Origin of the sequence: Chryseobacterium indologenes, from assembly GCF_018362995.1 — a bacterium.
In the GTDB taxonomy this organism is placed as follows: Bacteria; Bacteroidota; Bacteroidia; order Flavobacteriales; family Weeksellaceae; genus Chryseobacterium; species Chryseobacterium indologenes_G.
In genome coordinates, this window is sequence record NZ_CP074372.1 from 1,788,194 (window position 1) to 1,814,107 (window position 25,914).

At 36.0% G+C, this 25,914-nt stretch carries 18 protein-coding genes; 3 read left to right on the forward strand and 15 right to left on the reverse strand.

Features of this window, described 5'->3' with window-relative positions:
* The first annotated feature begins 412 nt into the window (after positions 1 to 412).
* Entirely contained in the window at positions 413 to 850 is a 438-nt protein-coding gene (locus tag DYR29_RS08065) for a hypothetical protein (protein ID WP_213280050.1), read from the forward strand.
* A 91-nt stretch (positions 851 to 941) separates the two neighbouring features.
* On the opposite strand, the gene DYR29_RS08070 is transcribed toward DYR29_RS08065, so the two are convergent.
* The 3 genes from DYR29_RS08070 to DYR29_RS08080 all read right to left on the reverse strand — a co-directional run bounded on the left by DYR29_RS08070 (position 942) and on the right by DYR29_RS08080 (position 3,879).
* Entirely contained in the window at positions 942 to 1,742 is an 801-nt protein-coding gene (locus DYR29_RS08070) for a patatin-like phospholipase family protein (protein ID WP_213280051.1), read from the reverse strand.
* 257 nt (positions 1,743 to 1,999) lie between these two features.
* Positions 2,000 to 3,388 carry a dihydrolipoyl dehydrogenase gene (gene lpdA, locus DYR29_RS08075; RefSeq protein ID WP_047378183.1) on the reverse strand — a complete coding sequence of 463 codons (1,389 nt, stop codon included), beginning with the start codon at positions 3,386 to 3,388 and terminating at the stop codon, positions 2,000 to 2,002.
* Positions 3,389 to 3,615: 227 nt separating this feature from the next.
* A complete protein-coding gene (locus DYR29_RS08080; RefSeq protein WP_223599523.1) occupies positions 3,616 to 3,879 on the reverse strand; it encodes a hypothetical protein in 264 nt (87 codons plus the stop codon).
* 204 nt (positions 3,880 to 4,083) lie between these two features.
* On the opposite strand from DYR29_RS08080, the gene DYR29_RS08085 reads away from it, so the two are divergent.
* Together DYR29_RS08085 and DYR29_RS08090 are read left to right on the forward strand one after the other, a co-directional pair.
* Entirely contained in the window at positions 4,084 to 4,464 is a 381-nt protein-coding gene (locus DYR29_RS08085; protein ID WP_249413652.1) for a hypothetical protein, read from the forward strand.
* Between the two features lie 123 nt (positions 4,465 to 4,587).
* Positions 4,588 to 5,475 carry a hypothetical protein gene (locus DYR29_RS08090; RefSeq protein WP_213280054.1) on the forward strand — a complete coding sequence of 296 codons (888 nt, stop codon included), beginning with the start codon at positions 4,588 to 4,590 and terminating at the stop codon, positions 5,473 to 5,475.
* A gap of 54 nt (positions 5,476 to 5,529) precedes the next feature.
* Here DYR29_RS08090 and DYR29_RS08095 read toward each other — a convergent pair whose 3' ends face one another.
* The 12 genes from DYR29_RS08095 to DYR29_RS08150 form a co-directional block, all read right to left on the reverse strand.
* Positions 5,530 to 8,193 carry a beta-glucosidase gene (locus DYR29_RS08095; RefSeq protein WP_213280055.1) on the reverse strand — a complete coding sequence of 888 codons (2,664 nt, stop codon included), beginning with the start codon at positions 8,191 to 8,193 and terminating at the stop codon, positions 5,530 to 5,532.
* A 258-nt stretch (positions 8,194 to 8,451) separates the two neighbouring features.
* Positions 8,452 to 9,894 carry an alpha-L-fucosidase gene (locus tag DYR29_RS08100; RefSeq protein WP_213280056.1) on the reverse strand — a complete coding sequence of 481 codons (1,443 nt, stop codon included), beginning with the start codon at positions 9,892 to 9,894 and terminating at the stop codon, positions 8,452 to 8,454.
* 50 nt (positions 9,895 to 9,944) lie between these two features.
* Positions 9,945 to 10,844, reverse strand: coding sequence for a TIGR01777 family oxidoreductase (locus DYR29_RS08105; protein WP_213280057.1), 900 nt, complete (start codon positions 10,842 to 10,844; stop codon positions 9,945 to 9,947).
* 98 nt (positions 10,845 to 10,942) lie between these two features.
* Positions 10,943 to 11,419: an SRPBCC family protein gene (locus DYR29_RS08110; protein WP_213280058.1), complete on the reverse strand. Its 477-nt coding sequence runs from the start codon at positions 11,417 to 11,419 to the stop codon at positions 10,943 to 10,945.
* Between the two features lie 33 nt (positions 11,420 to 11,452).
* Positions 11,453 to 12,265, reverse strand: coding sequence for a hypothetical protein (locus DYR29_RS08115; protein WP_213280059.1), 813 nt, complete (start codon positions 12,263 to 12,265; stop codon positions 11,453 to 11,455).
* Positions 12,262 to 12,624 carry a hypothetical protein gene (locus DYR29_RS08120; RefSeq protein WP_213280060.1) on the reverse strand — a complete coding sequence of 121 codons (363 nt, stop codon included), beginning with the start codon at positions 12,622 to 12,624 and terminating at the stop codon, positions 12,262 to 12,264. Before DYR29_RS08120 ends, DYR29_RS08115 begins: the two co-directional genes overlap by 4 nt.
* Before the next feature lie 156 nt (positions 12,625 to 12,780).
* The gene (locus DYR29_RS08125) at positions 12,781 to 13,284 is read right to left on the reverse strand and encodes a GbsR/MarR family transcriptional regulator (protein ID WP_034696386.1); all 504 of its coding nucleotides are present in this window, start codon (positions 13,282 to 13,284) and stop codon (positions 12,781 to 12,783) included.
* Between the two features lie 133 nt (positions 13,285 to 13,417).
* Positions 13,418 to 17,935, reverse strand: a complete 4,518-nt coding sequence (locus tag DYR29_RS08130) for a TonB-dependent receptor plug domain-containing protein (RefSeq protein WP_213280061.1) — start codon at positions 17,933 to 17,935, stop codon at positions 13,418 to 13,420.
* Between the two features lie 3 nt (positions 17,936 to 17,938).
* A complete protein-coding gene (locus DYR29_RS08135; protein ID WP_213280062.1) occupies positions 17,939 to 20,707 on the reverse strand; it encodes a hypothetical protein in 2,769 nt (922 codons plus the stop codon).
* Positions 20,708 to 20,771: 64 nt separating this feature from the next.
* The gene (locus DYR29_RS08140) at positions 20,772 to 22,679 is read right to left on the reverse strand and encodes a vWA domain-containing protein (RefSeq protein WP_213280063.1); all 1,908 of its coding nucleotides are present in this window, start codon (positions 22,677 to 22,679) and stop codon (positions 20,772 to 20,774) included.
* Positions 22,680 to 22,799: 120 nt separating this feature from the next.
* Positions 22,800 to 25,268 (reverse strand): vWA domain-containing protein, encoded by a 2,469-nt coding sequence (locus DYR29_RS08145; protein ID WP_213280064.1) that lies wholly within the window; start codon positions 25,266 to 25,268, stop codon positions 22,800 to 22,802.
* 12 nt (positions 25,269 to 25,280) lie between these two features.
* Entirely contained in the window at positions 25,281 to 25,799 is a 519-nt protein-coding gene (locus DYR29_RS08150) for an RNA polymerase sigma factor (protein ID WP_213280065.1), read from the reverse strand.
* Between the last annotated feature and the right edge of the window lie 115 nt (positions 25,800 to 25,914).

Here is a 25,914-nt window from a genome sequence, read left to right on the forward strand (position 1 = left end):
AAACAGGGATTGTGTTCTATTTCTTCGGTATATGAAAAAACAGAGTACGAATTATGTGATAATTCTTTCGAAAAAATTAAGAAATTACAGGAGGAGAAGTATTAAAAATCGTGAAGATGATTTCTGATACTTTTAATAGAAAAAACTTAAAGTTAATTAGTTTCATTTTGATAATAAAGGAACGAGATCCTTTGATGGTACAAATGTACAGAAGAAAAGTATTCAGTTGTTTCAAAAACCGGCATTTTTTTTCAAACAAATTTATAATTAACTGAAAATCAATATTATTATTTCACATAACAAACCTTCATAAACCTGAAAATCTCTTTTGAAGCTTCCTGAGTTCTTCTGAAACATTGAAAAATGGCTCTAAATTTGATGAGGCTTAACATACACTACAAAATATAAGAAAATGATTAAAAAACTTTTATTAGGGACTTTCTGCTTAGCGCAGTTTTCTTTCGCTTATGCCAAAGAAGTTCCGACTCCGAAAACAGATATTTCTGTAACTTCATCTGCTCTTCAACAGGTACCTAAAACAGTCATTATTAAGACTAAAAAGTTCAAGATCAGAATCGACAAACAGCCAAACGGTAAGTATCTTTACCAGTCATGGAATGCCAATGCAAAGATCACGGCTAAACCCAGTATGATCATCAGTGATGGAGAAATGATTCCTGACGGTACCGGAGGAAATTATTATATCTCCTTCAACAATGAAGGACATAGCTATCAGGTCTGGAGAAATTACCTTACCGATTCTCCGAAAAAAGCTCCTTATACACTGGTGGTAAATGATGCCAACGACAATGAAATTGTACGTCAGGACGGATATGTAGTCAAAAACTAAGCTGGAAGTTTTATAGTCTGTATATAAATTTCATTAAAGACTTAGAGTTTCTTTAATATAAAATAAAAATCCTGCATTGATGCGGGATTTTTTATGTTCCGGACTGTTTTAATTCTTCAAAAAAACCACTGCCTTCATAACTTTCTTTAGCAGCTTTATACCCGATATTAAAAATCTCTTCCAGTCTGTCTTTTCTTCGCTCAAAAGTGCCGTAAGAAGATAGTTTCTGGGAGGAAATGAACCAGTCGCAGTACTCAAATTTTACTTTTTCAATTCTATAGGAAAGTAAATCGTAAGAACGGGAAACAATTGCTTTAATGGAGTTCAGATCTTTAATTTTAGCTTCATTGGGCGGAGATACAAATACTCCGATCAGCTTATCACAATCGTCTCTGATGATATCTGCCGGAAAGTTGTTCAGCACACCTCCATCACAATACATTTCTTCACCAATGATATAAGGAGTTGTAATTCCTGGAATGGAACATGAGGCAATGATGGCATCCACAATCTCAAAGTCTTTATCGAAAATCTTCTGAGTCCCGGAAACCAGTTCTGTGGCCACAATTTTCACTTCAATATCAAGATCACCCAATTTCATGTCATGGAAGATAGGCTTCAGATAGTTCCTGAAAATCACTGAAGAAACAAGCCCCGGCTGATTGAATGTAAAATGTTTCCAGTTGAAAAAATACACAGAATTGAAAAAATCCAGGATTTCTCCGGGCGTTTTCCCGATGGCATGAAGACATCCTACAATAGACCCTGCGCTGCAGCAGGAAAGGATATCTACTTCAATCCCTTTTTCCTGTAAGAATTTTAATACTCCTGCATGAGCGATTCCTTTGGTACCGCCGCCTGATAAAACAAGTCCTACTCTCTCAAAATTCATAGAATAAATGTAAGGAATCGACTTGGAATAATTGAGTTAATTTTTATAAATATGCTGATTTTAAAATTATTTTAAGAAAATCTATTGTATCAAGCTAAAATTTCATCAGAAACCTTTTAAGAAAAACGGATAATAAGCAATAAACCTAACAGGTTTTTGAAACCTGTTAGGTTTGGTTTACTATATTTCAGATTAGTATCAACGAAAAAAGCCGGAGAAGTCCGGGCTTTTTATATAGATTTCTATATCTTTTCAGATTAAATGTGAATAACTTCACCGTAAGCAGCAGCAGCAGCTTCCATAATAGCTTCAGAAACTGTCGGGTGCGGGTGGATAGATTTGATGATCTCGTGACCTGTAGTTTCAAGTTTTCTTGCTACAACAGCTTCAGCCACCATATCCGTTACTCCTTCACCAATCATGTGGCACCCTAACCACTCACCATATTTAGCATCGAAGATCACTTTGATAAATCCGTCTGTGTTTCCGTTTGCAGTAGCTTTACCACTTGCAGAAAGAGGGAATTTACCAACTTTGATTTCGTATCCTTTTTCTTTAGCCTGCTTTTCAGTAAGACCTACAGAAGCTACTTCAGGGTGACAGTAAGTACATCCGGGGATATTGCCATAGTCGATTTTTTCAACGTGCATTCCTTTGATTTTCTCAACACAAGTGATTCCTTCTGCAGAAGCAACGTGAGCCAAAGCCTGAGTTGGGATGATATCTCCGATTGCATAGTAACCAGGTACTGAAGTTTCGTACCATTCGTTTACCAATACTCTTCCTTTATCCGTCTGTATTCCTACTTCTTCTAAACCGATGTTTTCGATATTAGCAGCAATACCTACAGCAGATAATAAGATATCAGCTTCCAGAGTGATGTTTCCGTTAGCCGTTTTCACAGTAGCTTTTACTCCTTCACCGCTTGTATCAACACTTTCTACAGAAGCGTTTGTCATAATCTCTATTCCTGTTTTCTTCAGAGATTTCTCTAAGTGTTTAGAGATTTCTTCGTCTTCTACAGGAACGATGTTTGGCATAAATTCAACAACAGTTACTTTAGTTCCCATTGTGTTATAGAAGTCAGCAAATTCTACCCCGATAGCTCCGGAACCTACAACAATCATAGATTTCGGCTGCTCAGGAAGAGATAATGCCTGTCTGTATCCGATTACTTTTTTACCATCTTGCGGTAAGTTTGGTAATTCTCTTGAACGAGCTCCTGTAGCGATAATGATATGAGTACCTGTATATTCAGTTACTTTTCCTTCTTTATCTGTTACAGAAACTTTTTTACCTTTCTGTACTTTTGCAGTACCAAGAATTACGTCAATCTTATTCTTTTTCATCAAGAATTCGATTCCTTTGCTCATTTTGCTGGCAACACCACGGCTTCTCTGAATTACATTCGGGAATTCAAAACTAGCCTCCACTTTATTCAAACCATAATCTTCAGCATGGTTGATATAATGAAAAACCTGAGCAGATTTCAATAAAGCTTTAGTTGGAATACATCCCCAGTTAAGGCAGATTCCTCCTAAATTTTCTTTCTCGATAATTGCGGTTTTGAAACCTAATTGCGCTGCTCTGATCGCAGTAACATATCCACCAGGACCACTTCCAATGACAATAATATCGTAATTCATTACTTTAAAAATTTTTATGCGAATTTAAGGAAAAATATTGGATGTTTTATGTTTCTGAAAACTGATCTTAAAATGCATCAATGAGGCTATTTTATTTAATTTTAAACAAAGAAAGAGAACACAAAACGTATTCTCTTTCAATAAATTTTATTTAATATTGAAAATATATTAAAATTCAAAATATAAAAAACAGCTTTTTCAATTTTAATAACTGCAAAAGTTAAGAGTTATCTCGCTTCTCTAAGCAATCGTTTTTCAGCCTCAAATCTTCTATTTAAAGCCTTCATCTGATCTCTCTTCATCTGTTTAGTGGCAAGAGGGTGATTAAGGATGAGTTTTTTCTCAGTATTGTATTTTTTGGTAAGCTCTTGCATTTTAATATTCACCAATTCCGTTTTTGATGGATGCGGAGGAGCTGGCGGACGTTTCTGGGCTGAAACATTCATAGATAAACCTAATACTAATAGTGTTGAAATTAAAAACTTTTTCATAATGTTCATATTTTTGAATGATTTCAATCAATTATTTAATCTTAATTAAATTCATTTCGGTTCATGATAAATCTTGCATATATCATACCAATATTTTTTTTGGAAAGTAAAATCCATATAGCAAACTATGGGCTTATTTGAAATAATGGTTGCTAATAACGATCTATTTTTCATACATTTATATTTTAATAAACACTTATGAAAATGTCTGTAAAAAAGGGTAATCTGACCAAAGACAGTATCTGGATGAAAGAACCTGAAGTCCACGATTTTCCTGCAGCACAGGATTATCTGGAACTGCTTTTTGAACCTGATAAAGCCAGAAAAATGGTTGAAAAATTAAAGGCAGCCCCTACAATTACAAAAAAATCAAAAGATATTTTAAGAGCCAGCAAGCTTGCCCTGCTTCCTGAAACCAATATTCATGTAAAAGAAAACCTGAAAAAAGTAGAAAAAAATAAAAAACTTTCACCTATACTGCTTGTAAGAAGTGAACATGAACTGATTATTGCAGATGGCTACCACCGTCTTTGCTGCAGCTATTATCTTACCGAAGATTTGGAAGTTCCCTGTAGGTTGGTTTAATATTTTTCAAAAGTTAACGCATTATTAGATAAACGATTTACTTAATAACATAAATTTATTAAGTTTTATTTAACTTTTAGTTATTTTTTTTCTATATTTGATGGAAACCAAATTTCCCAACACATGAAAAAATACATTTTGATCCTTTTATTTGGAGCCCTTCCCTTAACTGCACAAGTAGGTATTAACACCACAACTCCTAACAGTACCCTTGCCGTAAACGGTTCCTTAAGGGCTGGCTATAGCGAAGTCACAGCCACAACTTATAATATACAGACTACCGACCATTATATTACTTATAATGGAACAGCTGATGCGACATTTACCCTTCCGGTCATCGGAACGGGAACAACAAGTTTTACGGGTAGAATTTATAAGATTAAAAATATTTCGCCGAATAATATCACACTCCAGGCTTCCAGTGGTAACACATTAAGAATTGATAATGCCCCCGTTGCTTCTTTTGTGATTCCTATCGGAGCATATGCTGAAGTGGTGAACAACAGTAATACAACTGGCGGAACATGGGATTTGTCTTTTACAGTTCTTCCTAAGCCGAGCAATGTGGAGATTTATGGTACACAGTTTTTTATTCCTCCTCATGCACTTGGAACAGCAGCTGTTGCCGACTGGACCAATCACGGTAATGCAGGTTATGATTCAGGTTCTGCGACTGACAGATGGTGGATCGTGAGTAAAACATCTGTGGACAGGGCTCATACTGCTGCCTATTCCAATACAAGCAGAATGACACTTGTTTATGAATATCAGGGTACTCCTTTCAATGTCACCAATATGTATCCTATTCTTACTGCAGGAAATAACTCAAGTTTCCCGGATGTATTTACAGCATCTTTTGTAAGCCTTGCCAATAATGGTACCGCAGGAAGAACGCGTCTTACTGTATCTGTAGCCCGTGTAGACTTTATCGGTACAAATGGCGTCAGTACCAATAATAGTAACTGGGCAGGAACATTTTTATTGAACGTTTTATTAGCCAGAAAATACTAGATATCTTCAAAAAAATATAATAAAAAAGAGCAGAAATTTCTGCTCTTTTTTGTTTTATAAAACCTCAATATTTTGTTTTAAAGGAAGGTTTTTGGATGAATTACCGACCATAATTCTGTAGGTTCCTTTTTCTACAGCCCATTCCATTTTTTCGTTCAGAAACTGTAGTTGTTGTATGGGAACTTCAATGGTGACAGATTTTGATTCTCCGGGCTGCAATTCTACTTTCTGAAATCCTTTGAGCTCAATAACCGGTCTTGAAACGGTTGCCAATAAGTCTTTTACATATAGCTGAATGACTTCACTTCCTGCTTTCGATCCTGTATTTTTCACATTGACTGTAGCCATAATAGTTTCATTTTCTGAATATTTGGTTTTATTCAGCTGTAAACCTGAGATTTCAAAGGTGGTATAACTTAAACCAAATCCAAACGGATACAATGGTTCACCACTCAGATCATGATAATCATTTCCTCTTCCTGTTGGATGATGATTATACGTCAAAGGCAGCTGGCCTTCTTCAACCGGAAAGGTTATGGGTAGTTTTCCAGACGGATTTTCAGCCCCGAAAAGTATTTTTGCTATGGCATTTCCTCCTTCTTCTCCCGGATACCAAACGTCTAAAATGGCTCCTACTTTATCTTTCCATGAGGTTGTTTTTATAGCGGATCCACCTACCAAAACTACTGTTACCGGTTTTTTCAATTTTGAAACTTCCTGAATAAATGCTTCCTGATTTCCTGGCAAACTTAATGAAGAACGGTCCTGAAATTCGCCTTCATGAATCCCGGCGGCAACAATAATATAGTCTGCATTCTGAGCAAGATTTAAAGCATCCTGATAGTCTTTTCCGTAATGCTGAAGTCCGTAGTTCCAGATCAGTTCAAGATTGGCTTCGCCCCGGTTTTCATGAAACTCAATGGTAATATCGTATTTTTTCCCTTTTACAAAATCTATATCAATTGTTTTGGTGGAGTAACTTAGTTTTTCCCATTGGTCAATGGCTAATTTTCCGTCAAGGTATAATCTGAAACCATCATTTCCCCGCAATCCTAGCTGGTACTTCCCTGAATCAGGAGCTTCCACTTTTCCTGTCCAGCGGATACTGTATTGATCCGGCTGAAGTTTTAGAGGATCGGGTGAATACAAAGTCCATTTAAAATTGATTTGTTCATCCTGTTTTTCGAAAGCCGGATTTCCTTTTAAATTGGTATTAGAGAAGTAGGTTCCTTTTAATCCATTTTTGTTTTCAGAGGATAAATATTCATTGGAAACTGTGGTAAAATCCTTTACATTCCAATCAATTCCTTTTGAATAAACAACTTCAATATTTTTATCTCTGATATAATTTTTAATTCCGTCAATAATATTTACTTTTTTGTTTCCGGGGCCTGAATAACCGCCTAATCTGGCATCAGCAGCATCTGTTCCTACTACCAGAATTTTTTTAATATTTCCGGGAACGGGAAGCGTCTGATTATTATTCTGAAGCAAAACGAAAGATTCTGCAGCGGTTTTTTCTGCCAGTGGCTTATGATTCAGCTTTTTTAATTCTTCAATTTCTTTGAGTGAAACGTAAGGGTTTTCAAATAATCCAAGCTCAAATTTCGCTCTCAACACCCTTGAAACGGCATCATCAATTCTTTCTTTTGAGATTCTTCCATCCAAAAAGGGAGGAATAAAGAGTTCATAATGTTTATATTCTGTCTGAAAAATCACATCCAACCCTGCATTAATTGCCTGTGCAGAAGCATCGTCATAATCTTTTGCCGTAAAATGAAGCACATTGGCTCCTCCTACCGCACTTGCATCACTGATGACAAAACCCTTGAAATCCCAGTCATTTTTTAATTTTTCTGTCAGTAACCAATGATTAGCGGTTGAAGGTCTTCCGTCAAGCAGGTTATAGGAAGTCATCACTGAACGGCTTTTTCCTTTTGTAAAGGCATTATAAAAAGGGATCAAATGTGTTTCCTCAAGATATCTTTTACTCCAATGAATAGGATATGAATCTCTTCCACCTTCTCCTACATTGGCCAGAAAGTGTTTGGGAGTGGTGATGATTCCCATCTTCTCAAATGAACTGACAAAACTGACTCCCATTACAGAGGTCAGAAAGGGATCTTCGCCGTAAGTTTCTTCTGTCCTGCCCCATCTCACATCACTCGCAAGGTTTACTACAGGTGTCAGAATCTGGCGGATTCCTCTCAATTTTGATTCTTTTGCAATTGCTGTTGAAACTTTATTCATCAATTCCGGGTTGAAAGTGGCTGCTAAACCTATGCCCTGCGGAAAAGCCGTAGCGCCTTCCCTCACCAATCCGTGCAGAGCTTCATCAAAAGGAATAATGGGAATTCCTAATCTTGATTCTTCAACGAAGTATTTCTGAATGGCATTGATTTTTTTAATCAGTCTTTCAGCATCTTCATTGGCATTGTACTTCAGTAACTGCCCTGCGGCACCGCCTCCCTGGTTTCCTGCGCTTACCTGTAATCCAAAAATCCCATGAGAATACTGTCCTTTCGGAACGTGATCCAGATCTCCGGGAATCATAAAACACTGCCAGAATTTTTCCTCAGGAGTCATTCTCTTCAACAGATCCTGAACTCTGGTTTCAATGGGTTGTTTGGGGTCTTTATATAAAGGTTTTTGAGCAGAGATAAATACTGAGCTCAATAAGAAAATTCCTATAATTTTAAATCGAGGTTTAAAACACATCTGAAGAATAATTTAGTTTTAAATTTGTTCTTTTACCTTGAAGCAAAAGAACCAAAAGTTCAAGACTTGGAACTCTCCGCTAAAAATACAATCTGTTCTCTAAAAATTCTAAAACTCGTGCGAATTTAATGTTAGTTTTCCCGTTCAACAATTGTGTCGCACTCAAACACTAGAATTTTCTTAACGTTCACAGACTTTATTTTCTTAACGCTCCGATTTCCTATGTCACTTTAATATAAAAATAAGTCACAAATTCAACTATTTAATTATTTGAATTACAGTTGAATATTTTAACTGATCTCTTTCTTTGGGTAAATTAATTTCAATTGAATTTCCTGTTTTTTTCCATTGAATTTTTGATGAAAGACCTAATATTTTCAAGGATTTCGGCTTAAAATTTTCCGGGATGGAAAAGGTAAGTACTTCTGGAGCCTTATATTCTGCCTGCTCATCAAGATGGAATACATTTACAGTCTGATGGTCCTTACTTTGGGTATAATAGTAGTTCCCTTCGTGATAGGGAGCAATAATTCTTGTAGCAAAAACAGCTGCCTGATTTTTGTCCATCCAGCCGGAAATTTGCTGTAATCTTTCATAGACAACGGCATCGTAATCTCCGTTAGGCCCGGGAGCGATATTCATCAGGTAATTTCCACCTCTTGAAATGATTTTCACCAGGGTTTCAATAATCTTTTGGGAAGTTTTATAGTTGTCATTGGGAACATAAGAAAAGGAATCTCCCATTGTGATACAGCTTTCCCAAGGGATGGTAAGAGCATGTTCAGGAACCGCCTGCTCCGGGGTAACATAATTTTCCCACTTCCCGGGAACGGTACGGTCTACAATAATAATTCCCGGTTGATTTTTCCTGGCCATTGTTCCTATTTTATCCATATCAATATCCTGCTCTACTTTGATGGTTCGCTGCCATTCAACTTTCGGGTCTATTGTATGGAAAGGACGTACCCAGCCTCCATCCAGCCAGAGAATATCAATTTTACCATACTTGGAAGTAATCTCGTTCAGCTGATTAAAAGTGAATTTTTTAAAATTTTCCCATCTCTCCGGATATTTCTTAGGGTCATAATTCACATTCCTGTCTTTTGGGGGGAAGTAGGACCACCAGTAATCATCAGAATGCCAGTCAGGTTTTGAAAAATAAGCTCCAATTTTGAATCCTTCTTTTCTGAAGGTGTTGAAGATTTCTTTTGTGACATCTGCTTTTTGATTTTTTGAAAAGGGAGTTTTAGAAGAGGTTATCTTATAATCAGACTGTTGGGTATCAAACATTGCAAAGCCGTCGTGATGTTTAGTTGTAAAAACCACATACTTCATCCCGGCTTTTTTTACTGCATCCGCCCATTTTTGTGGATTAAACTGAGTGGGATTGAAAGTGGTCTGAAGATTTTCATAATTCTTTACATATTCGTCATAAGATTTCCCATGCTCAGGTTTTCTCTGGGTCCATGATTCGTCTTCCGGGCATAAGCTCCAGCTTTCAACAATTCCCCATTGGCTGTAGGTACCCCAATGCATAAACAATCCGAATTTCATATCCTGCCATTGGTCCAGATTCTGAACCACAAGAGGGTCTGTGGGTTTCTGATATCCGTCAGACACATTATGGGCCTGTGAAAATACTACTGAACTTATTAAAAAGGATGAAAGAAAAAAGGGTTTTATTTTGGGGATAACCAACATATGGAATAGTTTTCCGCTAATTTAATTATCCTTTGTGAAATCCGCAAACATTAGGATTCCAAGAGATTAAGAATGGCTTCATCAAAACCTGGAAATGAAAACTCAAATCCGCTTTTTATTAATCTTTCAGGGTACACATTACGGCTTTTTAAAAGTAATTCGGTTTCTGTTTTCAGGAAAATAGAAGCAATTTCCAACTGCCAGACCGGAGCATTGAGCCCGAAAGGGACTTTCAATTCTTTTCTTAGCTTTTTCATCATATTATCATTGGAAAGCGGAGCCGGAGCAGTTATATTGATTGCTCCTGAAATATTTTCATGCTGAATAATCCAGTCAATTGCTTTACAAAAATCATCAATATGAAGCCAGCTTACCATTTGGTTTCCCCGTCCCTGTTTTCCTCCTAAACCCAGCTTTGTAACCATTTTCAGTTTAGGAAACGCTCCGCCATTATTTCCCAGAACAATGGATGTGCGAAGGGCAACTTTCCGTATTCCTTTATCTTTGACTGCAAAAAATTCTTTCTCCCAGCTTTTGCAGATATTCATAGAAAAATCATCTCCGATAATTCCGTTTTCTTCTGTATTCAGATGCTGTTCAGAATGAACGTAAATGGTTGCAGAACTTGCATTCAGCCAAATTTTTGGTTTTTCAGAACACTGATTTACAGCTTTCTGCAATATTTTTGTACTGTTAATTCTTGAAGAATATATTTCCTGTTTATTTTTCTCGTGATACCGGCAGTCCACAGATTTTCCTGTAAGGTTGATCAGCACGTCTGCTTTTTCCAAACTGTTTTTCCATTCACCTAATGTTTGGGCATCCCAATAGATTTCGTTTTTACGTTTAGGATTACGGGTCAGGATATAGACCTGATCTCCTTTTTCTGTAAAATATTTTTCTAAGTTTTCGCCGAGAAATCCGGTTCCTCCGGCTATGATTATTTTCATTGTTTTACAATTTAAGGTTTAAGGTTTTGAGTTCAATGTTTAAGGTTCAACTACAGATTTAACAGAGGTTTGTATTTCATAATAATGTGTTTTTCAGGTTAAAAAATGGCTATTCCATCACGGGTAGAAGATTCTGCAATGGTTTTGATCATTTCATTTCTTTTGAGCAGAAAACTTTTGAGATATCCTGTAAGAAAAATAGCATTGAACAATTTTCCTATGATGCCCAGCGGAGATTCAAATTCAAAAACATCGGTCATCAGTGTTTTCCCGTTTACAGATTTAAAGGTATGCCTGTGCCGCATAGATTTGAAGGCTCCTTTCTGCATCACATCAATAAACTGGACCGGTTTTTCCATACTGACAATCTTTGTGGTGAGGGTCTGATAAACTCCCAGATGTTTGGCCCGCCAGGTTACCGTCTCGTTTTCTTCAATCAACCCTGAAGTACGTCCGGCAATTGCTGTTTCATGAGATGTTGAGGTTGATTGCTGGTGCAGATCAATATCTCTTGCCAGATCAAAAACATAGTGAATGTCTGCTTTGATTATTGTATTTAAATAGATTGTTGACATTTTCAGAGGTTTTAAGAGTATACAAATTGTAATTTAAATGGTTGTCAGAATAATAATGGCCAGCGCTTTGAGCCTGAATACCATCCAGGAAATGGTAGGTAGAAAATTTAATTTTAGTATTCGACATCTTCTTATATGTTCCAGAAACATGATCAATACTACCATTCCAAAGTATATCAGATAAAAGACAGGGCGAAAATCGGTCATCAGCGCAGGAATTAACAGTAAAGTCCCGATTAAGGAAACAGTCATCATATTTCCGAGATAATCCCAGATTTTACCTTTGAGATAAGTTTTTAAAAAGAGAGTCTGCCAAACGATCTGACCAAGACAAACGGCAAATTCTCTCAGAAAATTCCTGTCTAAATTAAAACCCAGCTTTACGGAAAATTCACTTAGGATATATGCTGAAAAAATAACAACAAAACTGATGTATGCTATTCTGTATTTCAGGTTAAAATCCGGAACACAAGATTGCTCTGTATAGTCTTTTGAGGAAGGAATAATCTGTTTCCTATTATAAGAAATGAAGGAATACAACTTTTGAAAAAACCAATAGAGAGGTCTTATTCGAGCGGTTTTTTCCAACAATGGAAAAGAGTTTCCAATAATGAGAAGCAGACTGTCTAATCCGTAAACGACTTCATTTTTATTGTGATCTACCAAAGCAATTTCATTTTTCGCCCGGTTAAAGTCTATTAAGATTTTATTTCTCACTGAAATTTCCGTAAATGCTTCTCTTCCATCTTCATCCAGCATTCCGCATTTGGTAAAACCTTTGGAGTAAAGATTACACATCGGACATTCGTTGTCGTAGATTAATGTGTGGTTTTTGAGCGTTTTCATAATTGTGATTTATAAGGTTCATAAGTAGTGTAGCAGTCATAAACATATGCCGCTGCCATCACAGGGCTATATAAAAGAGCGGCCATTAAAACATATCCGAAAAAATCATTGATGTGTTTCTCTGTAAATAAAATGGTTACAATAATCCAGACCGGTACTATTACAATTCCATACGCGATATACAATGGTGACTTTTTTGTTTTAAAAAACAGTTTGATCAGGAAGCTTATCAATTGAGGAATTCCTACTATAAAATAAAACAGAATAAATCCCCACGAACTTCCAAATATAAAAGCCTGAGGCCCAATTATTATAAAGAACAACTGAATGTAATAATCATATTTTGCAAATGTTTTCATGGCAGCAATGGTTTTAAAGTGATCCTTTTCTTCTGAAATAAATAATCAGGAACAAATGAATGATTAAATTTTTCATAATTATTATTAATTTTATATTTTCAGTAATATTTGAAAGTTAACTTGAAATAAAAAAGGATTTGCATCCTCTTTCTTTTTCTATTTCAACAGATTGGTAATCTTTCCTACCAGCCAATGATCATCGCTTTTGATCGCCAGATCCATAATATTGTTGATCTTTCCGGTGACAGAACTGAAGTCATTCATCAGCTTGATAAATTCCTGAGCTTCTTCTGAATCCTTATCCTCAATATTTTTTAATTCTTCAAGAAAAGAAATTACAGGTTCTATTTCTCTTTTTCTACGTTCTTTAGTAATTTGTTTGAAAAGGTACCATACATCTTTTTCTGCAACGAAATATTCTTTACGGTCGCCTTTCACAAATTCTTTTTTCACGATTCCCCAGTCTATCAGAGCACGAAGATTCATATTGGCATTTCCTCTTGAAATCTCCAGCTGTTCCATTACCTCATCAGTAGAAAGAGGTTTGCCACTTGCCAAAAGCAGTGCATGCACCTGCGCCATCGTACGGTTGATCCCCCAATTGGTAGCAAAGGTTCCCCAGGTCTGAATGTATTTTTCTTTTGCTTCTGAAAGTTGCATTTTGTTTTCCTTTTAGATTTCTGTAACAAATGTAATTATATTTTTTGAATTTTCAATAATTTTTGAAAATTAATTTTAAACTTCAAAACAGACATCCCTGAGAATGTCTGTTTTGAAGTTTAAAAAATTAAAGTTAGGGTTCAATACTGGCCGTTATTCCCTGATTCCAGTGTTTTGCTTCCGGCATATAATAGAGATAAACATTGCTGGATTTTCCGGTATAAGTACCTGCAAACTCTACTTTGAGATCCAGATTAATTGTTTTTGTTTCTTCTGCATTAAAATGTTCCCAATAAAGTACCAGATAATTGTCAAAGATTTCATAGTAGGAAATTTGCTTTTTATCAATCAGGTCTTTTAGCAAAGCATTTTGTAAAGTCAAGCCTGCAGGAATACCGATTTTCGCAATGGTCATTGGAAGCTGTCCGTTAATTTTGTTTTTAACGGTCACTGCCATTCTGTTGGTCTCTCCTACTCTGGACACTGCAGATTTCAGCTTTGTTTCCATCGTAACAGGAATATCTTTGCTTTCCGGAGCCTGAAGGGTATAATACTGATATTCTAATTTATAAGGTAACCCATTTTTAGCTGGATAATGAATATTGATCTTATTTTCTCCGGCCTTGTATGCTGATGAAAGACTGATATTTGGATAAGTATTTGCTTTATTGATGGTGATAACCGGCCTTTCATTCCCGTAAAGCTTTTCATTTTTAGAGAAAAACTCAGACAATGCCTGTATTGCCAATGTTGTTGCCTGAGTAGAACCGAACCCATAATATCCATTGAAATTAATAAGCTGATCTGCAGCTTCTGCGATTTTTAACTGATTCAGTTTCTCCTCTTTCTGAAGTGCCATGATATATAACGAAAGGGTTTCCGCATCTGCAGATCTTCCCCATGAGCCTGTAAAAGTGATTTTAGATTTTACATTCTTTATTTCATACTGCTTGTCCAGCAGCTTCATCAGATCATCATATTCCTTTTGTTTTCCTAGATGAGCCGCAGTATTGGCAAGCAAAGCCAGCTGATAAGAATCTTTTGTAGCCAAAGCTCTTTTCATCATTATTGCAAAGGAATCTTCTATTTCATTCTTAAAACCAAGTTTGGATAAAGCATATACCACATACATATTTCTTGACCAGGAATATTCTGAAAAATCCTTTTTTGATTCATAAGGTTTTCTTACCTCAAATAATCCGTTTGCATTCTTTTTGGATAAAATAAATGAGGAAAGTCCCTGAATAAGTTTTGCATCCGGGTTAACATACTTTTTTAAATCCGTAAATTCCAGTAAGGCAAATGCAGAAAGCGCCACATCAGATTCCTCGCTGCTGAAATATCCGAAACCTCCGTCTCTGTTTTTATAACTCAACATTTTCTGAAACCCTTTTTTCATATTTTTAACCACCAAATTCTCAGTTGCAGTATCTATTTTTTTACCTGATTTTAAATAATCCAGAATAAAAATATTAGGATATACGGTTGAGGAAAGCTGTTCAAAGCAGCCATAAGGCTCTCTCTTCAGCTGATCAATATCTGCAAACATCTGTAAGGCGGTGTTCTCAAATACATAATATGAAGAAAACAGGCTTCCGTTGATATACTCTGGAATATTGATTTTGATATCTTCCGTTTTGTTATTGATGATGGAAAATTTATGCGGGAATCCTTTCTCTTCTACTTTAAACGGAAGAATCATGGTTTCCCTGAAATCTCCGGATCTTATGGTAAACTGAATGTTGGAATCTACAATCTCATCTGTCTGTATTTTAACAAATAATCTTCCCGATTCCAAGGGTTTCAGGGTAATTAAGCTGTCAGAACGGATCAGTTTTACACGGTTAGGAACAATAACATTCATGGTCATTTTCCTTATTTCCGAGGAATTGTTTTTAATTACAACAGGAATTGTCATCTGATCCGTTCTTGTCAGATATTGTGGAATTTTAGCATCTATTGAGATGAGACTTTGTGCAGCATAGGTAGTTTCATCATTTCCTATAAGCCCTGAGGCAGCAATACCTTCTGTCATAATTCTAAAAGTAGAGTTGGCATCAGAATTATAAAATTCCACTTTTGCTTTTCCGTTTTTATCGGTTTCCAACACAGGGTTCCAGTAAAGTGCTTCTCTGTAATCGAAACGGTAGGATGTATTTGTCGTTTTATATTCCGGATACGCAAATTCTCTTGATCCGGCATATGATATAAGTCTTCCATGTAGCACTGCTTCAACAGCAATATAAGATTTCGGAGTAATATCAAAACTGATTTTTGAATTGTTGTTTTTATATGAATTTACGATTACCACTCCATTTGCAGCCCTGCTACCATAAATAGCCGTAGCAGCAGCATCTTTGAGTACGGTAATACTATTGATATCGTTCGGATTTATAGTGGTGCTGAAGTTTTCTACGGGAGTACCGTCTACAATGAATAGTGGATTCTTATTGGTGATGGATGCTTCTCCTCTTATTCTTATCTGTGCACTGACCGCCGACTGTCCCGCTGGTATAATTGTTAATCCTGCTACTTTTCCGCTTAGTAATGAAGTTACATTGGGATTCTGAATTTCAATCGAAGACGTTATTGTTGTAGAAGTAACCGCGGCTTTATCTTTTTTCAAATTGTATCCTAAAACAACAACTTCTTCAATCCTTTTATTCTGAACAGTATCTTTTGCTGACCGGCCGGGTTTGTTTAATGTTTGGGTATTATTTCTGTTTTCTGTTTTTTTCTCTTCTTTTCTTTCAGCCTCTTTTACGATTTCTTCTACATCAATATTGGAAAGCTTTTGCTTCACCAAAGGGTTAATATCCAAATTATAAGACAAGATCCTGATTTTCACCTGATGCTTAGGTTGAGAAGATCTGGCTATAATTTTATATGAATTGTCTGCATTCAGGTCTGAAAAATAAAAACGTCCATTTTCTGCAGCGGCCTGTTTAAGGATTTTTTTATTATCTGTATCTAAAAGGAAAACATCTGCTTTCACCGGTCTTTTGTTTTCATCTTCTACTACTCCGTAAATTGTATTTTTCTTTTCAGGAAGATATTTGTACTTATTCGTTGTAATGATTTCCGGGATAAGCTCGAAATATCTGTACCCGTTTGTCAGCATAACAAGGTCCAGGCTTTTATCTGCTTTTTCTTCTTTTTTATCGAAATAAAACTGTGGTTTTTCAATTTTCCCTTTCAACTCGGAGTCCATCAGAAGCCAGGAAATGATATGATTCTGCTTGTCATCAGCGTATGTCCATAGTTTATCATCCACCACACTCAGACCAAGGTTGGCAGGAACAGGCTTGTTATTTTCATCCGTAGTTTCGATGTTCAGTGTTACTTTTTCCCTCGGCAGGTAATGTTGTTTTACGGGCTTAACCTTTATATTCAACCGATTTTCTTTATTGGTAAAAACAATACGTTCTGCAAGAGGAATATTATTTTCCAAAACAGTAAATCTGCAGATTCCTATCGGGAAGTCTTTTTCATCAATCTCCAATGAATTGCTGCCTTTTTTCACTAGAAAATCTTTAGTATACAATTCTTTTCCGCGGAAATTTCCTTTCAGGGTAATCATTTTTTGATGAGTTGAAATGATGGTAAAAGTCAATTTTTTGTTTTCATTCAGAATATTTAAAACTAAACCATCATCTTTTGCCACCGGAAGATGGAACGTCTGGGTATTACTTTCAGGCTTTACTACTTTTGCATAATAGGTTTCTCTTTTTTTAGCAGTAAAATGAAAGCTTCCCATCCCGAAATTATAGGCTGAAATTTCTTTTATTATTTCATGATTCTGATTGTAAACAGCCAGAACAGCGTCTACAGGTTTTTCAAATTCATCCAGAATTTTAAAGGCCATATTTTGTTCTATCCCGTTGATAAAAGTACCTCCTTCAGGTAAAAATTTCACATCCAGATTATTCAGCACAATTGGAATATTTCTTGAAATAGATTCTGTAAATCCGTCAAAATTCACTTTAATATTCAAAAGTCCATCAGAGGATTTCAAAACTTCAGGGAGTTTAAAAATCAATTGATTTTTACCTTCTTTATTGGTAATAAATTTCCCTTCTGAAACGGTTTCGCCATTGGTCATTACCGTATAATCCGCTTCATAAAAAGGAATGGGAAGATTACTCAGACTTCTCATTGAAAAGTCGGCTGCCACCTCATCTCCCGGACCGTATCCTTTTTTAGGAAAATCCAGTTTCATTAATATTCTTGGAGATACTATTTTCTGGAGGGTAATTTCTTTTTCAAAGGAATTTTCCCCCTCCTCATTCTGCATCCAGTTGGTAAAGGCTCTTATTTTATAGATTCCGCCTTTCATATCTTCATCAAAATAGAAATATCCCTGGGCGTATCCGTTGGTAATTTCATATTTCATTTTTTTCAAAACGCTTCCTGCGGGATCAATAATTTCAAAATTCACAATTTTACTGTCTTCTGCCGGAAGGTTGTTTTTTCCTTTTACAACGTATATTTTAAAATACATTTCCTCGCCAGGTTTGTAAAAAACATGATTGGTCTGAACGTAGGTCTTTTCTTTTTCAAAATCCTGAAATGGCTGCTGTGCTTTTAGAAAAACCGTTGACAATATTAAGCTCAGCGAGATGATATATGATGATATAAATTTGAAATTCATGGGTTAAAATTTGAATGAAACAATACATCCGAATGTTTTAAAAGACGGAAGGTTGAAAAAATCCAGTCCTCTTCCGTTATCCATATCATAAAAATTCTGATTGGGATCTGCTCCTTTATTGGCCTGCCAAAGCATTAGATTATTCACATAAAAAGTAAGCTTGATATTCTGCTTTCCATAGTTGACCGGAAAACTGGAAGACAGTGAAATATTGCTGATTCTTATATAATCCGCCTTCTGAATATAATTTTCCGCCACACCAAGGTAGCCATATCTGGACCAGCGGTTTTCCTGAACGTTCTGGTTGGGGTCGTAGAAATCTACCGGAATCTGGTTTGCCGTTCCATTGGCCTGCACACCCTGAAAAATATAATTTTTGATATTTCTGTCATCTCCTGATTCAGAAGAACGTCCGTAATAATCGAGAACCGCCTGTGTTCCGTTCCAGAGCTGCCCACCTTTTTTCCATTCCCAATTGATATCTAAGGAAAAGTTTTTATAAGCAAAACTATGAGTGAATTTCATTACGAAATCCGGTGTAGGGTCTGCGATTATTTTCATTCCGTCTGCTTTTTTGGGAAATCCAGACTCATCAATGATTAATTGCCCTTGAGCATTTTTTTCAAAGTAGCTTCCCATAACAGCTCCCAAAACCTGTCCTTCCGACAGTGTTTTATAAATGTCTTTAAATCCTGAAACAGCAATATTCTGATAACCTGGCGCTATCCTGTCTACGAGATCTTTATATTTGAAAAATGACACTTTCTGAACACTATAAAAGTTGTCCCCCAAACGCAAACGGTCATAAGCAAAATTGAATTCATATCCACTGTACGTGTGATCCGCTATATTCTTTAATTTCAGCTGATTATTTTCAAAAACAGGAAATACATCATCTGTATTTTTTCTGTTGAAATATTCTCCTTCCACACTTATATTATAACCAAGGTTAAGACTGGCTCCCATTTTCCATTCTCTGGTATTGATATTGGATAAACCTCTGAAGCTTTCCACTTCCTGTACAGGGAAGTATTGATTGTAGCTTTGTGCGTTAAGTAAAGTTGTTGCATAGGAAGCGTATGATCTTGTAATTTCCGGCTCGAAACTCAACTGTGTGTAACTTCCCAGTAACTTAAAATTATAATTATACCAATCGAAAATGTTATTGAATCTCACATAGAAATTAGCTTTGGGAAGCCAGTAGTTATTTTTCAGAGAGGTGTTGGAGATGTAAAAAGAATTTCCAAGATTGAGTCCTGCTTCAAAATCATAATCACGGATATCCATATTGTAATTAAAAATATGATCCTGTGAAGTTCTCTGATAAAGGTATTGCTGATGGGTCAGACTGTTATAAACATCCGATTTTCTATCGTTCAGGATAAAATTCAAGCTGAACGTATTTTTAAAATCATAGTTTCCTAATGCATAGGAACCCAATATATTGGAATGATACAAACTGTTGTTTTGTACCCTTTCATAGAGTAATCCGTTGCTGAAGCCAGAAGTAGAAGGTTTATACTGATCTTTGTTCCAAGTGTTGCTACTTTCATAAGACTGGCTGACATTCAGTTTGAATTCATCCCAATTTTTAATAACATTAAAACTAAACAGTCTATCCCTATTCTGATAGCGATATTTACTATCCTGTTCAAAAAGGAATGAAGGATTGTCTGCATCTTTGCTGTAACTTCTCTGTAAACCGTTACTCAGAAGGGTATTTTGGCTATTTGAAAAAGAAACAGGTGTTAACAGGGAATTCTGATACACTCTGTTGAACAACCCTATTCTATTGGTATTGGTAGCTTTGTCCTCTTCGTAATTAAAAGCAAAATTAATGGAATATCCGCTTAGCTCTGTATTCAGTTTGGCTTTAAAGGTATTGGCAATATCAAACTGATCTATAAAATACATCTGGTTCTTCTGCTGACCCAAATTCAGAGACAACCGGATTTTTTCACTGTAACCTTCTTTTATAAAAGCATTTACATTCAACTGATTGTTGTATCCTACTGTTGTTTTAAAAAGGCTGTTATCATATTTTCTGGCACGCTGAAGCCCATCAATCCAGGGGATCAGCCTTCCGTTCTGATCATATTCATAAGCCAGGCCATCAAACCCCAAGCTAGAAATATCTGGTCCAAAACTGAACATTTCATTAGTTTCAGGACCTTTCCAGACAAGATTTCCTTTTTCTGATCTTCCCTGTACATAGTTACTTTGAGTTCCCGGAATAGCATTTCTGTTTTTAATATCTAAGGATGTGGTAAAGCTTCCGTTAAAAAGTAATGTTTTCTGATTGAGTCTTTTTACAATATAAATACTGTCATTCTTTTGTTTTACTCTTCTTATCTGATCAAAATAAGAATGTGATCTTTTACTTAAGCGGGTCTTCGTTTTTTCAATGCTGAAATCATCTTTTGTTTCTTTTGAGACGAGACTGTCATAGGCTTTACTGTAAATATTTTCTACATTTTTTTTGGAAGTCTGATTTTCCAGAATGGCTTTTAATTCCCTGAGCTCATAGGTAGAAATAACATGAGTATTTTTGCCTTGGTTCCACGAAATGGTATCATAAGGTTTAGCAGCAATAATTGCAAAACCTTCCTCATCAGTCAGTTCATAAACCCCACTGTTTTTATTAGAAACCTTTAAAAAGTTCTGTGCTTTATCTTTAGTTGTTAAAAATTTTCCAGAATAATATAATTGTGAATCTTGTGCCTGTAATAAGGTAATGGTAAACGGCAGCAACAGCAGATAATTCTTTTTCATCGGTGATTAGTATGCTTAAAAATATAAAAAAAAGAAACTTCCGGGGAAATTTCTTTTTCATGAATTATTTTTGAATTGCTTTATAACTCTCTATCAGCCTAATAAATTCTGAACGATAGCCTTCTTCATCTTTATTTTTCCCTTCTTTAGCCAGTTTCTCAATATCAGAAAGATCTTTTTTTGTAATCAGTTCCGAATTTCTGAGTACCAAACCGAACCAGGCTACTGAAGAAGCAAATTTAAAATCCGGACTTATTGAGACAGATGGATTTTCTTTTTTAATCACTTTACTGATCTGTATACTTTTATCACCATCAGGCTTTTTATATCTGAATTTCACAGTGGCCAGCTCATCTCCGAATCTCTTTGTAACTGATTTTTCAGAGTATTTTAATTTTGTTTCTTTAGGAATGAATTCTGAATCTACATTTGCAGGAATAATCTCATATAATGCAGTAACAGTATGTCCGCTTCCCAATTCTCCGGCATCAATTTTATCATTGACAAAGTCTTCATTTCTCAGCTTCCTGTTTTCATAGCCTATTAAACGGTAAGATTTTACAAACTTAGGATTGAATTCAATCTGAATTTTCACATCTTTGGCTATAGCATACATGCTTCCTGCAAATTCTTTTCCTAAAAACTTATTCGCCTCCTGCATATTATCAATATAGGCATAATTTCCGTTTCCTTTATCTGCAAGAGTTTCCATTGTGTTGTCTTTATAATTACCCATGCCATAACCAAGACAGGTCAGGAAGATCCCTGTTTTTCTTTTTTCTGTAATTAAGGCTTCAATATCAGTATTGGAAGTAGCACCCACATTAAAGTCACCATCGGTTGCCAAAACCACTCTGTTGTTTCCTCCTTTGATAAAATTTTCCTTCGCCAGTTTATAGGCCAGTTCAATTCCTGCTCCTCCGGCTGTGCTTCCTCCTGCCTGAAGATTATCCAGCGCTTTAATAATTTTTTCTTTTTCTCCTGCTGAAGTTGGGGGTAAAACCACTCCTGCACTACCTGCGTACACTACAATTCCTACTTTGTCTTTTGGTCTTAACTGTTTCAGCAAAACTTTAAGAGAAGACTTCAACAATGGCAGTTTGTTTTCCGCACTCATTGAACCTGAAACATCAATAAGAAAAACAATATTGGATGCAGGCAGACCATCCATCGGAATATTTTTTCCCTGAAGGCCTATTTTCAGCAGCTTATGCTTTGGATTCCATGGAGAGTTGCCATATTCGGTATTAATTGAAAAAGGATCATTGTTTGCAGGCTGTGGATAATCATATTTAAAATAATTGATCATCTCCTCGACTCTCACTGCATTTTTATCAACCTTCCCTCCATATTCGATCATTCTTCGGACATTGGAATAGGAAGCATTATCTACATCAATAGAGAAAGTAGAAAGAGGCTGGCGGCTGGTCAGCTCAAATGCATTTTCCACAAATCCGGCATATTCCTCATTATTATAATCAATATTTTCATCAGTTTTTGCTGGCTTTTGAACCTCTTTTTTGTCCCCAACCTGATTGTTATAAACCCTTCCTGATTCATGGAATGATCTGGAACTCACCACTTCCATTGCAGTAACTGATTTTGGTTTCGGACAGCCGTTATATTCTGGCATTCCCGGAACTGTAGGACAGGCATCATCTTTATCCAGAATACCGTCACCATCTGTATCCGGCCATGGACAGCCGTTATTTTCGGGAGGTCCTGCCACCGTAGGGCACGCATCATCTTTATCAATAACCCCGTCTCCATCAGATTCTACCCACGGACAGCCTTCGTTTTCTACCGGACCGGCAATATCAGGGCATTTATCCAGTTTATTAGGAATTCCATCCTGATCTTTATCTTTTCTGAAACTGTAAGTCTTTGGTCCTTTGTCTGTTTCAGTGTTTTTTTGAGTTTTACAGCTTGTCAATGCAACAAGCCCTAGCATGGTTATTACAATTTTTCTCATCTTTTTCAAATTTCGGGAGGAAATTATTAAAATAAATTTAAACTGATCAATAAATATTTGATAAACCGATTTTTTCTACATAAAGAAGAGAAATTCCCGAAGAAATCTCTCTTCCTAACATCACTTTTGAACTGTTTTATAACTCTCTATCAGTCTAATAAATTCTGAACGGTAGCCTTCCTCATCTTTATTTTTCCCTTCTTTAGCCAGTTTCTCAATATCAGAAAGATCTTTTCTCGTAATCAGTTCCGAATTTCTGAGTACCAAACCGAACCAAGCTACGGAAGAAGCAAATTTAAAATCCGGACTTGCTGAAGATATCCTGCTGCCATCGTTTTTAATAATCTTACTGATCTCACGGCTGGTATTTCCATCTGGTTTTTTATATCTGAACTTTATGGTTGCCAGTTCATCTCCAAACTCTTTTGATGAGGTATTTTGAGTATATTTCAAATCGTTGTCTTTGGGAACAAAATCTGATTGTACATCTGCAGGAATCACTTCATATAAAGCTGTAACGATATGTCCGCTTCCGAGTTCCCCAGCATCTATTTTATCATTGACAAAGTCCTCATTTTTCAGTTTTCTGTTCTCATAACCGATAAGACGATATGATTTTACATATTCAGGGTTAAATTCAATCTGAATTTTGACATCTTTGGCTATAGCGTACATACTTCCTGCAAATTCTTTCCCCAGAAACTTATTCGCCTCCTGCATATTATCAATATAAGCATAATTTCCATTTCCTTTATCTGCAAGGGTTTCCAGGGTATTGTCTTTATAATTGCCCATTCCAAAACCTAAACATGTTAAAAAGACTCCTGATTTTCTTTTATCCTCAATCAATGTTTGAAGATCTGAAGTTGAAGACATTCCTACATTGAAATCTCCGTCCGTTGCTATAATGACACGATTATTACCATCTTTCACAAAGTTTTCCTGTGCCAATTTATAGGCTAATTCAATTCCCGCTCCACCAGCTGTACTTCCTCCTGCCTGAAGATGATCCAATGCCTCTATAATTTTATCTTTTTCTGCTGCTGAAGTTGGGGGTAAAACCATTCCTGCACTTCCTGCGTACACTACAATTCCAACTTTATCCTTAGGTCTGAGTTGATTCAACAATACTTTAAAAGAAGACTTTAATAAGGGTAACTTATTTTCAGCATTCATTGAGCCTGAAACATCAATAAGGAAAATAAGGTTTGAGGCAGGCAGACGATCCATTGGAATATTCTTCCCCTGAAGTCCTATTTTAAGCAATTTATGCTTCGGATTCCATGGAGATTCACTGTATTCAGTATTAATTGAAAAAGGATCTTCATTTTGAGGTTGTGGATAATCATATTTAAAATAATTAACCATCTCTTCGATTCTTACTGCATTTTTATCAACTCTCTGTCCGTTATTGATCATTCTTCTTACATTGGAATAAGACGCATTATCAACATCAATAGAAAAAGTAGACAACGGCTGGCTTCGTGTGAGTTCAAAAGGGTTCTCAACAAAGGCATCATAGCTTTCATCATTCTGAGTTACTGACGAAACCTGCTGTTGCTTATTGATTTCTTCCTGAAGTTTTTTCATTCTTTTTCTTTCCCTTCTTGAAAGATCTTTGGTAGTTACCACAACTACTCCATTTGCTGCCTTACTTCCATAGATTGCTGTAGCAGAGCTACCTTTTAAGACATTCACACTTTCAATTCTGTTAGGATCTAAATTTTTGAAGTCATAAGCTTTTGTCAATATTCCGTTAACTACATATAAAGGGGCATTTTCTGATGAAACAGAAGCTGCTCCTCTGATCATGATCGGGTTACTGTTACTAAGAAATCCTTGATGAATACTGTTAACCTTATTTTTATTACCAAAAGAAGTACTTATCTGTATTCCAGGGGCACTTCCCTGTAACGATGAATAAGTGGCAGGCTGTGGTTGATTACTGATAGAAGTACTTGCTATTGCATTGGATTCTGTTACATAATTTCTTTTAACTGTCTTTGAATATCCCATTACAACTACCTCTTCAATATTTTTAACCTGATTGGTATCTTTTCTCTGACCGGAAGAAATATAATTTGCTTTTTTATCAGCATTGGTTTCTCTTTCAGTATAATACTCAGAGATTATCGGTTGATACACACGATCTGAAGGTACAGGAATTGGTAAAGCCGGAGGTGAAGGAACCGTCACAGAATATTTGGTAGGATCCAGATTGACCGCCAGATTTTCTGTAGGTTTAACAATCTTCTTTTCTTTCTGAATATTAACCTTTGTTATACTATCTATTTTTGCAATATCTGTTTTGTTAATCGGCCCTCTTAAAGTTGTATTTTTTACAATTACAGGTTGTAAAGGTGCCACAGCTTCTTTTTTATTCATAAAGTAAAAAGCTCCCATGCCAATTAATAAGCTTGCAGCAATACCATATGGCAGCCAAATAGGAATGGATCTCTTTTTCTCTTCGTTTTTATCTAATTTCTCTTCAATCTTCCCCCATACTTTTTCAAAACCAGGAAAAACAGTTGGTTCTTCTGAAAGCTTGGAAGCTTCATTGAATTGTTGATCTATATGATTATTTTCCATTGTTGTAAAAGTTTAAATGTTTTGATTGACTAAAAGTTCCTGCAGTTTTTTTCGTGCAAAATTGAGCTGTGATTTTGATGTTCCCTCGCTAATGGAAAGCATGGCTGCTATTTCCTTATGAGGATATCCTTCAATAGCGAAAAGGTTAAAAATCGCTCTACAGCCTTCGGGGAGAAAATTCAGTAAACTTAAAATATCTTTTTCCAGAGAAAGGTTTTCTGTAGTTCCTTCAGAATGATCTATGAAATTCTCTTCAAGAGAAATCAGTAATCCCTTATTAGATCTTAATTTTTGCAGACATTCGTTCACCGCAATTTTTCTCGCCCATGCTTCAAAGGTTTCAGCATTTTGAAGCTGGGTAATTTTCGTGAAAATTTTGTAGAACGTATCGGCCAATACTTCTTCTATATCTTCATCGTTTTTCAAATAGCGTCTGCAGACTGCGTAAAGCCTGCCCGCCATTTTCTCGTAGACCTTCCGCTGTGCATTTCGGTTGCTACGCTGGCATTCTAGTAATAATTCTTGTTCCATAGTCAGGAGTTATATTATTATAGATGCAGAAACTTTTGCAGGGGTTGGAAACATGATTATTTTTTTTAGAAAAATAGTGGAAAAGTATTTTTTTTCATTTCAAATTTAACTTTTC

What these genes read in the sequence shown, in the direction of transcription:
- DYR29_RS08065 (WP_213280050.1), top strand. Translation starts at nt 413, where the DNA reads ATGATTAAAAAACTTTTATTAGGGACTTTCTGCTTAGCGCAGTTTTCT.
- DYR29_RS08070 (WP_213280051.1), bottom strand. Translation starts at nt 1,742, where the DNA reads ATGAATTTTGAGAGAGTAGGACTTGTTTTATCAGGCGGCGGTACCAAA.
- lpdA (WP_047378183.1), bottom strand. Translation starts at nt 3,388, where the DNA reads ATGAATTACGATATTATTGTCATTGGAAGTGGTCCTGGTGGATATGTT.
- DYR29_RS08080 (WP_223599523.1), bottom strand. Translation starts at nt 3,879, where the DNA reads ATGAAAAAGTTTTTAATTTCAACACTATTAGTATTAGGTTTATCTATG.
- DYR29_RS08085 (WP_249413652.1), top strand. Translation starts at nt 4,084, where the DNA reads ATGTCTGTAAAAAAGGGTAATCTGACCAAAGACAGTATCTGGATGAAA.
- DYR29_RS08090 (WP_213280054.1), top strand. Translation starts at nt 4,588, where the DNA reads ATGAAAAAATACATTTTGATCCTTTTATTTGGAGCCCTTCCCTTAACT.
- DYR29_RS08095 (WP_213280055.1), bottom strand. Translation starts at nt 8,193, where the DNA reads ATGTGTTTTAAACCTCGATTTAAAATTATAGGAATTTTCTTATTGAGC.
- DYR29_RS08100 (WP_213280056.1), bottom strand. Translation starts at nt 9,894, where the DNA reads ATGTTGGTTATCCCCAAAATAAAACCCTTTTTTCTTTCATCCTTTTTA.
- DYR29_RS08105 (WP_213280057.1), bottom strand. Translation starts at nt 10,844, where the DNA reads ATGAAAATAATCATAGCCGGAGGAACCGGATTTCTCGGCGAAAACTTA.
- DYR29_RS08110 (WP_213280058.1), bottom strand. Translation starts at nt 11,419, where the DNA reads ATGTCAACAATCTATTTAAATACAATAATCAAAGCAGACATTCACTAT.
- DYR29_RS08115 (WP_213280059.1), bottom strand. Translation starts at nt 12,265, where the DNA reads ATGAAAACGCTCAAAAACCACACATTAATCTACGACAACGAATGTCCG.
- DYR29_RS08120 (WP_213280060.1), bottom strand. Translation starts at nt 12,624, where the DNA reads ATGAAAACATTTGCAAAATATGATTATTACATTCAGTTGTTCTTTATA.
- DYR29_RS08125 (WP_034696386.1), bottom strand. Translation starts at nt 13,284, where the DNA reads ATGCAACTTTCAGAAGCAAAAGAAAAATACATTCAGACCTGGGGAACC.
- DYR29_RS08130 (WP_213280061.1), bottom strand. Translation starts at nt 17,935, where the DNA reads ATGAATTTCAAATTTATATCATCATATATCATCTCGCTGAGCTTAATA.
- DYR29_RS08135 (WP_213280062.1), bottom strand. Translation starts at nt 20,707, where the DNA reads ATGAAAAAGAATTATCTGCTGTTGCTGCCGTTTACCATTACCTTATTA.
- DYR29_RS08140 (WP_213280063.1), bottom strand. Translation starts at nt 22,679, where the DNA reads ATGAGAAAAATTGTAATAACCATGCTAGGGCTTGTTGCATTGACAAGC.
- DYR29_RS08145 (WP_213280064.1), bottom strand. Translation starts at nt 25,268, where the DNA reads ATGGAAAATAATCATATAGATCAACAATTCAATGAAGCTTCCAAGCTT.
- DYR29_RS08150 (WP_213280065.1), bottom strand. Translation starts at nt 25,799, where the DNA reads ATGGAACAAGAATTATTACTAGAATGCCAGCGTAGCAACCGAAATGCA.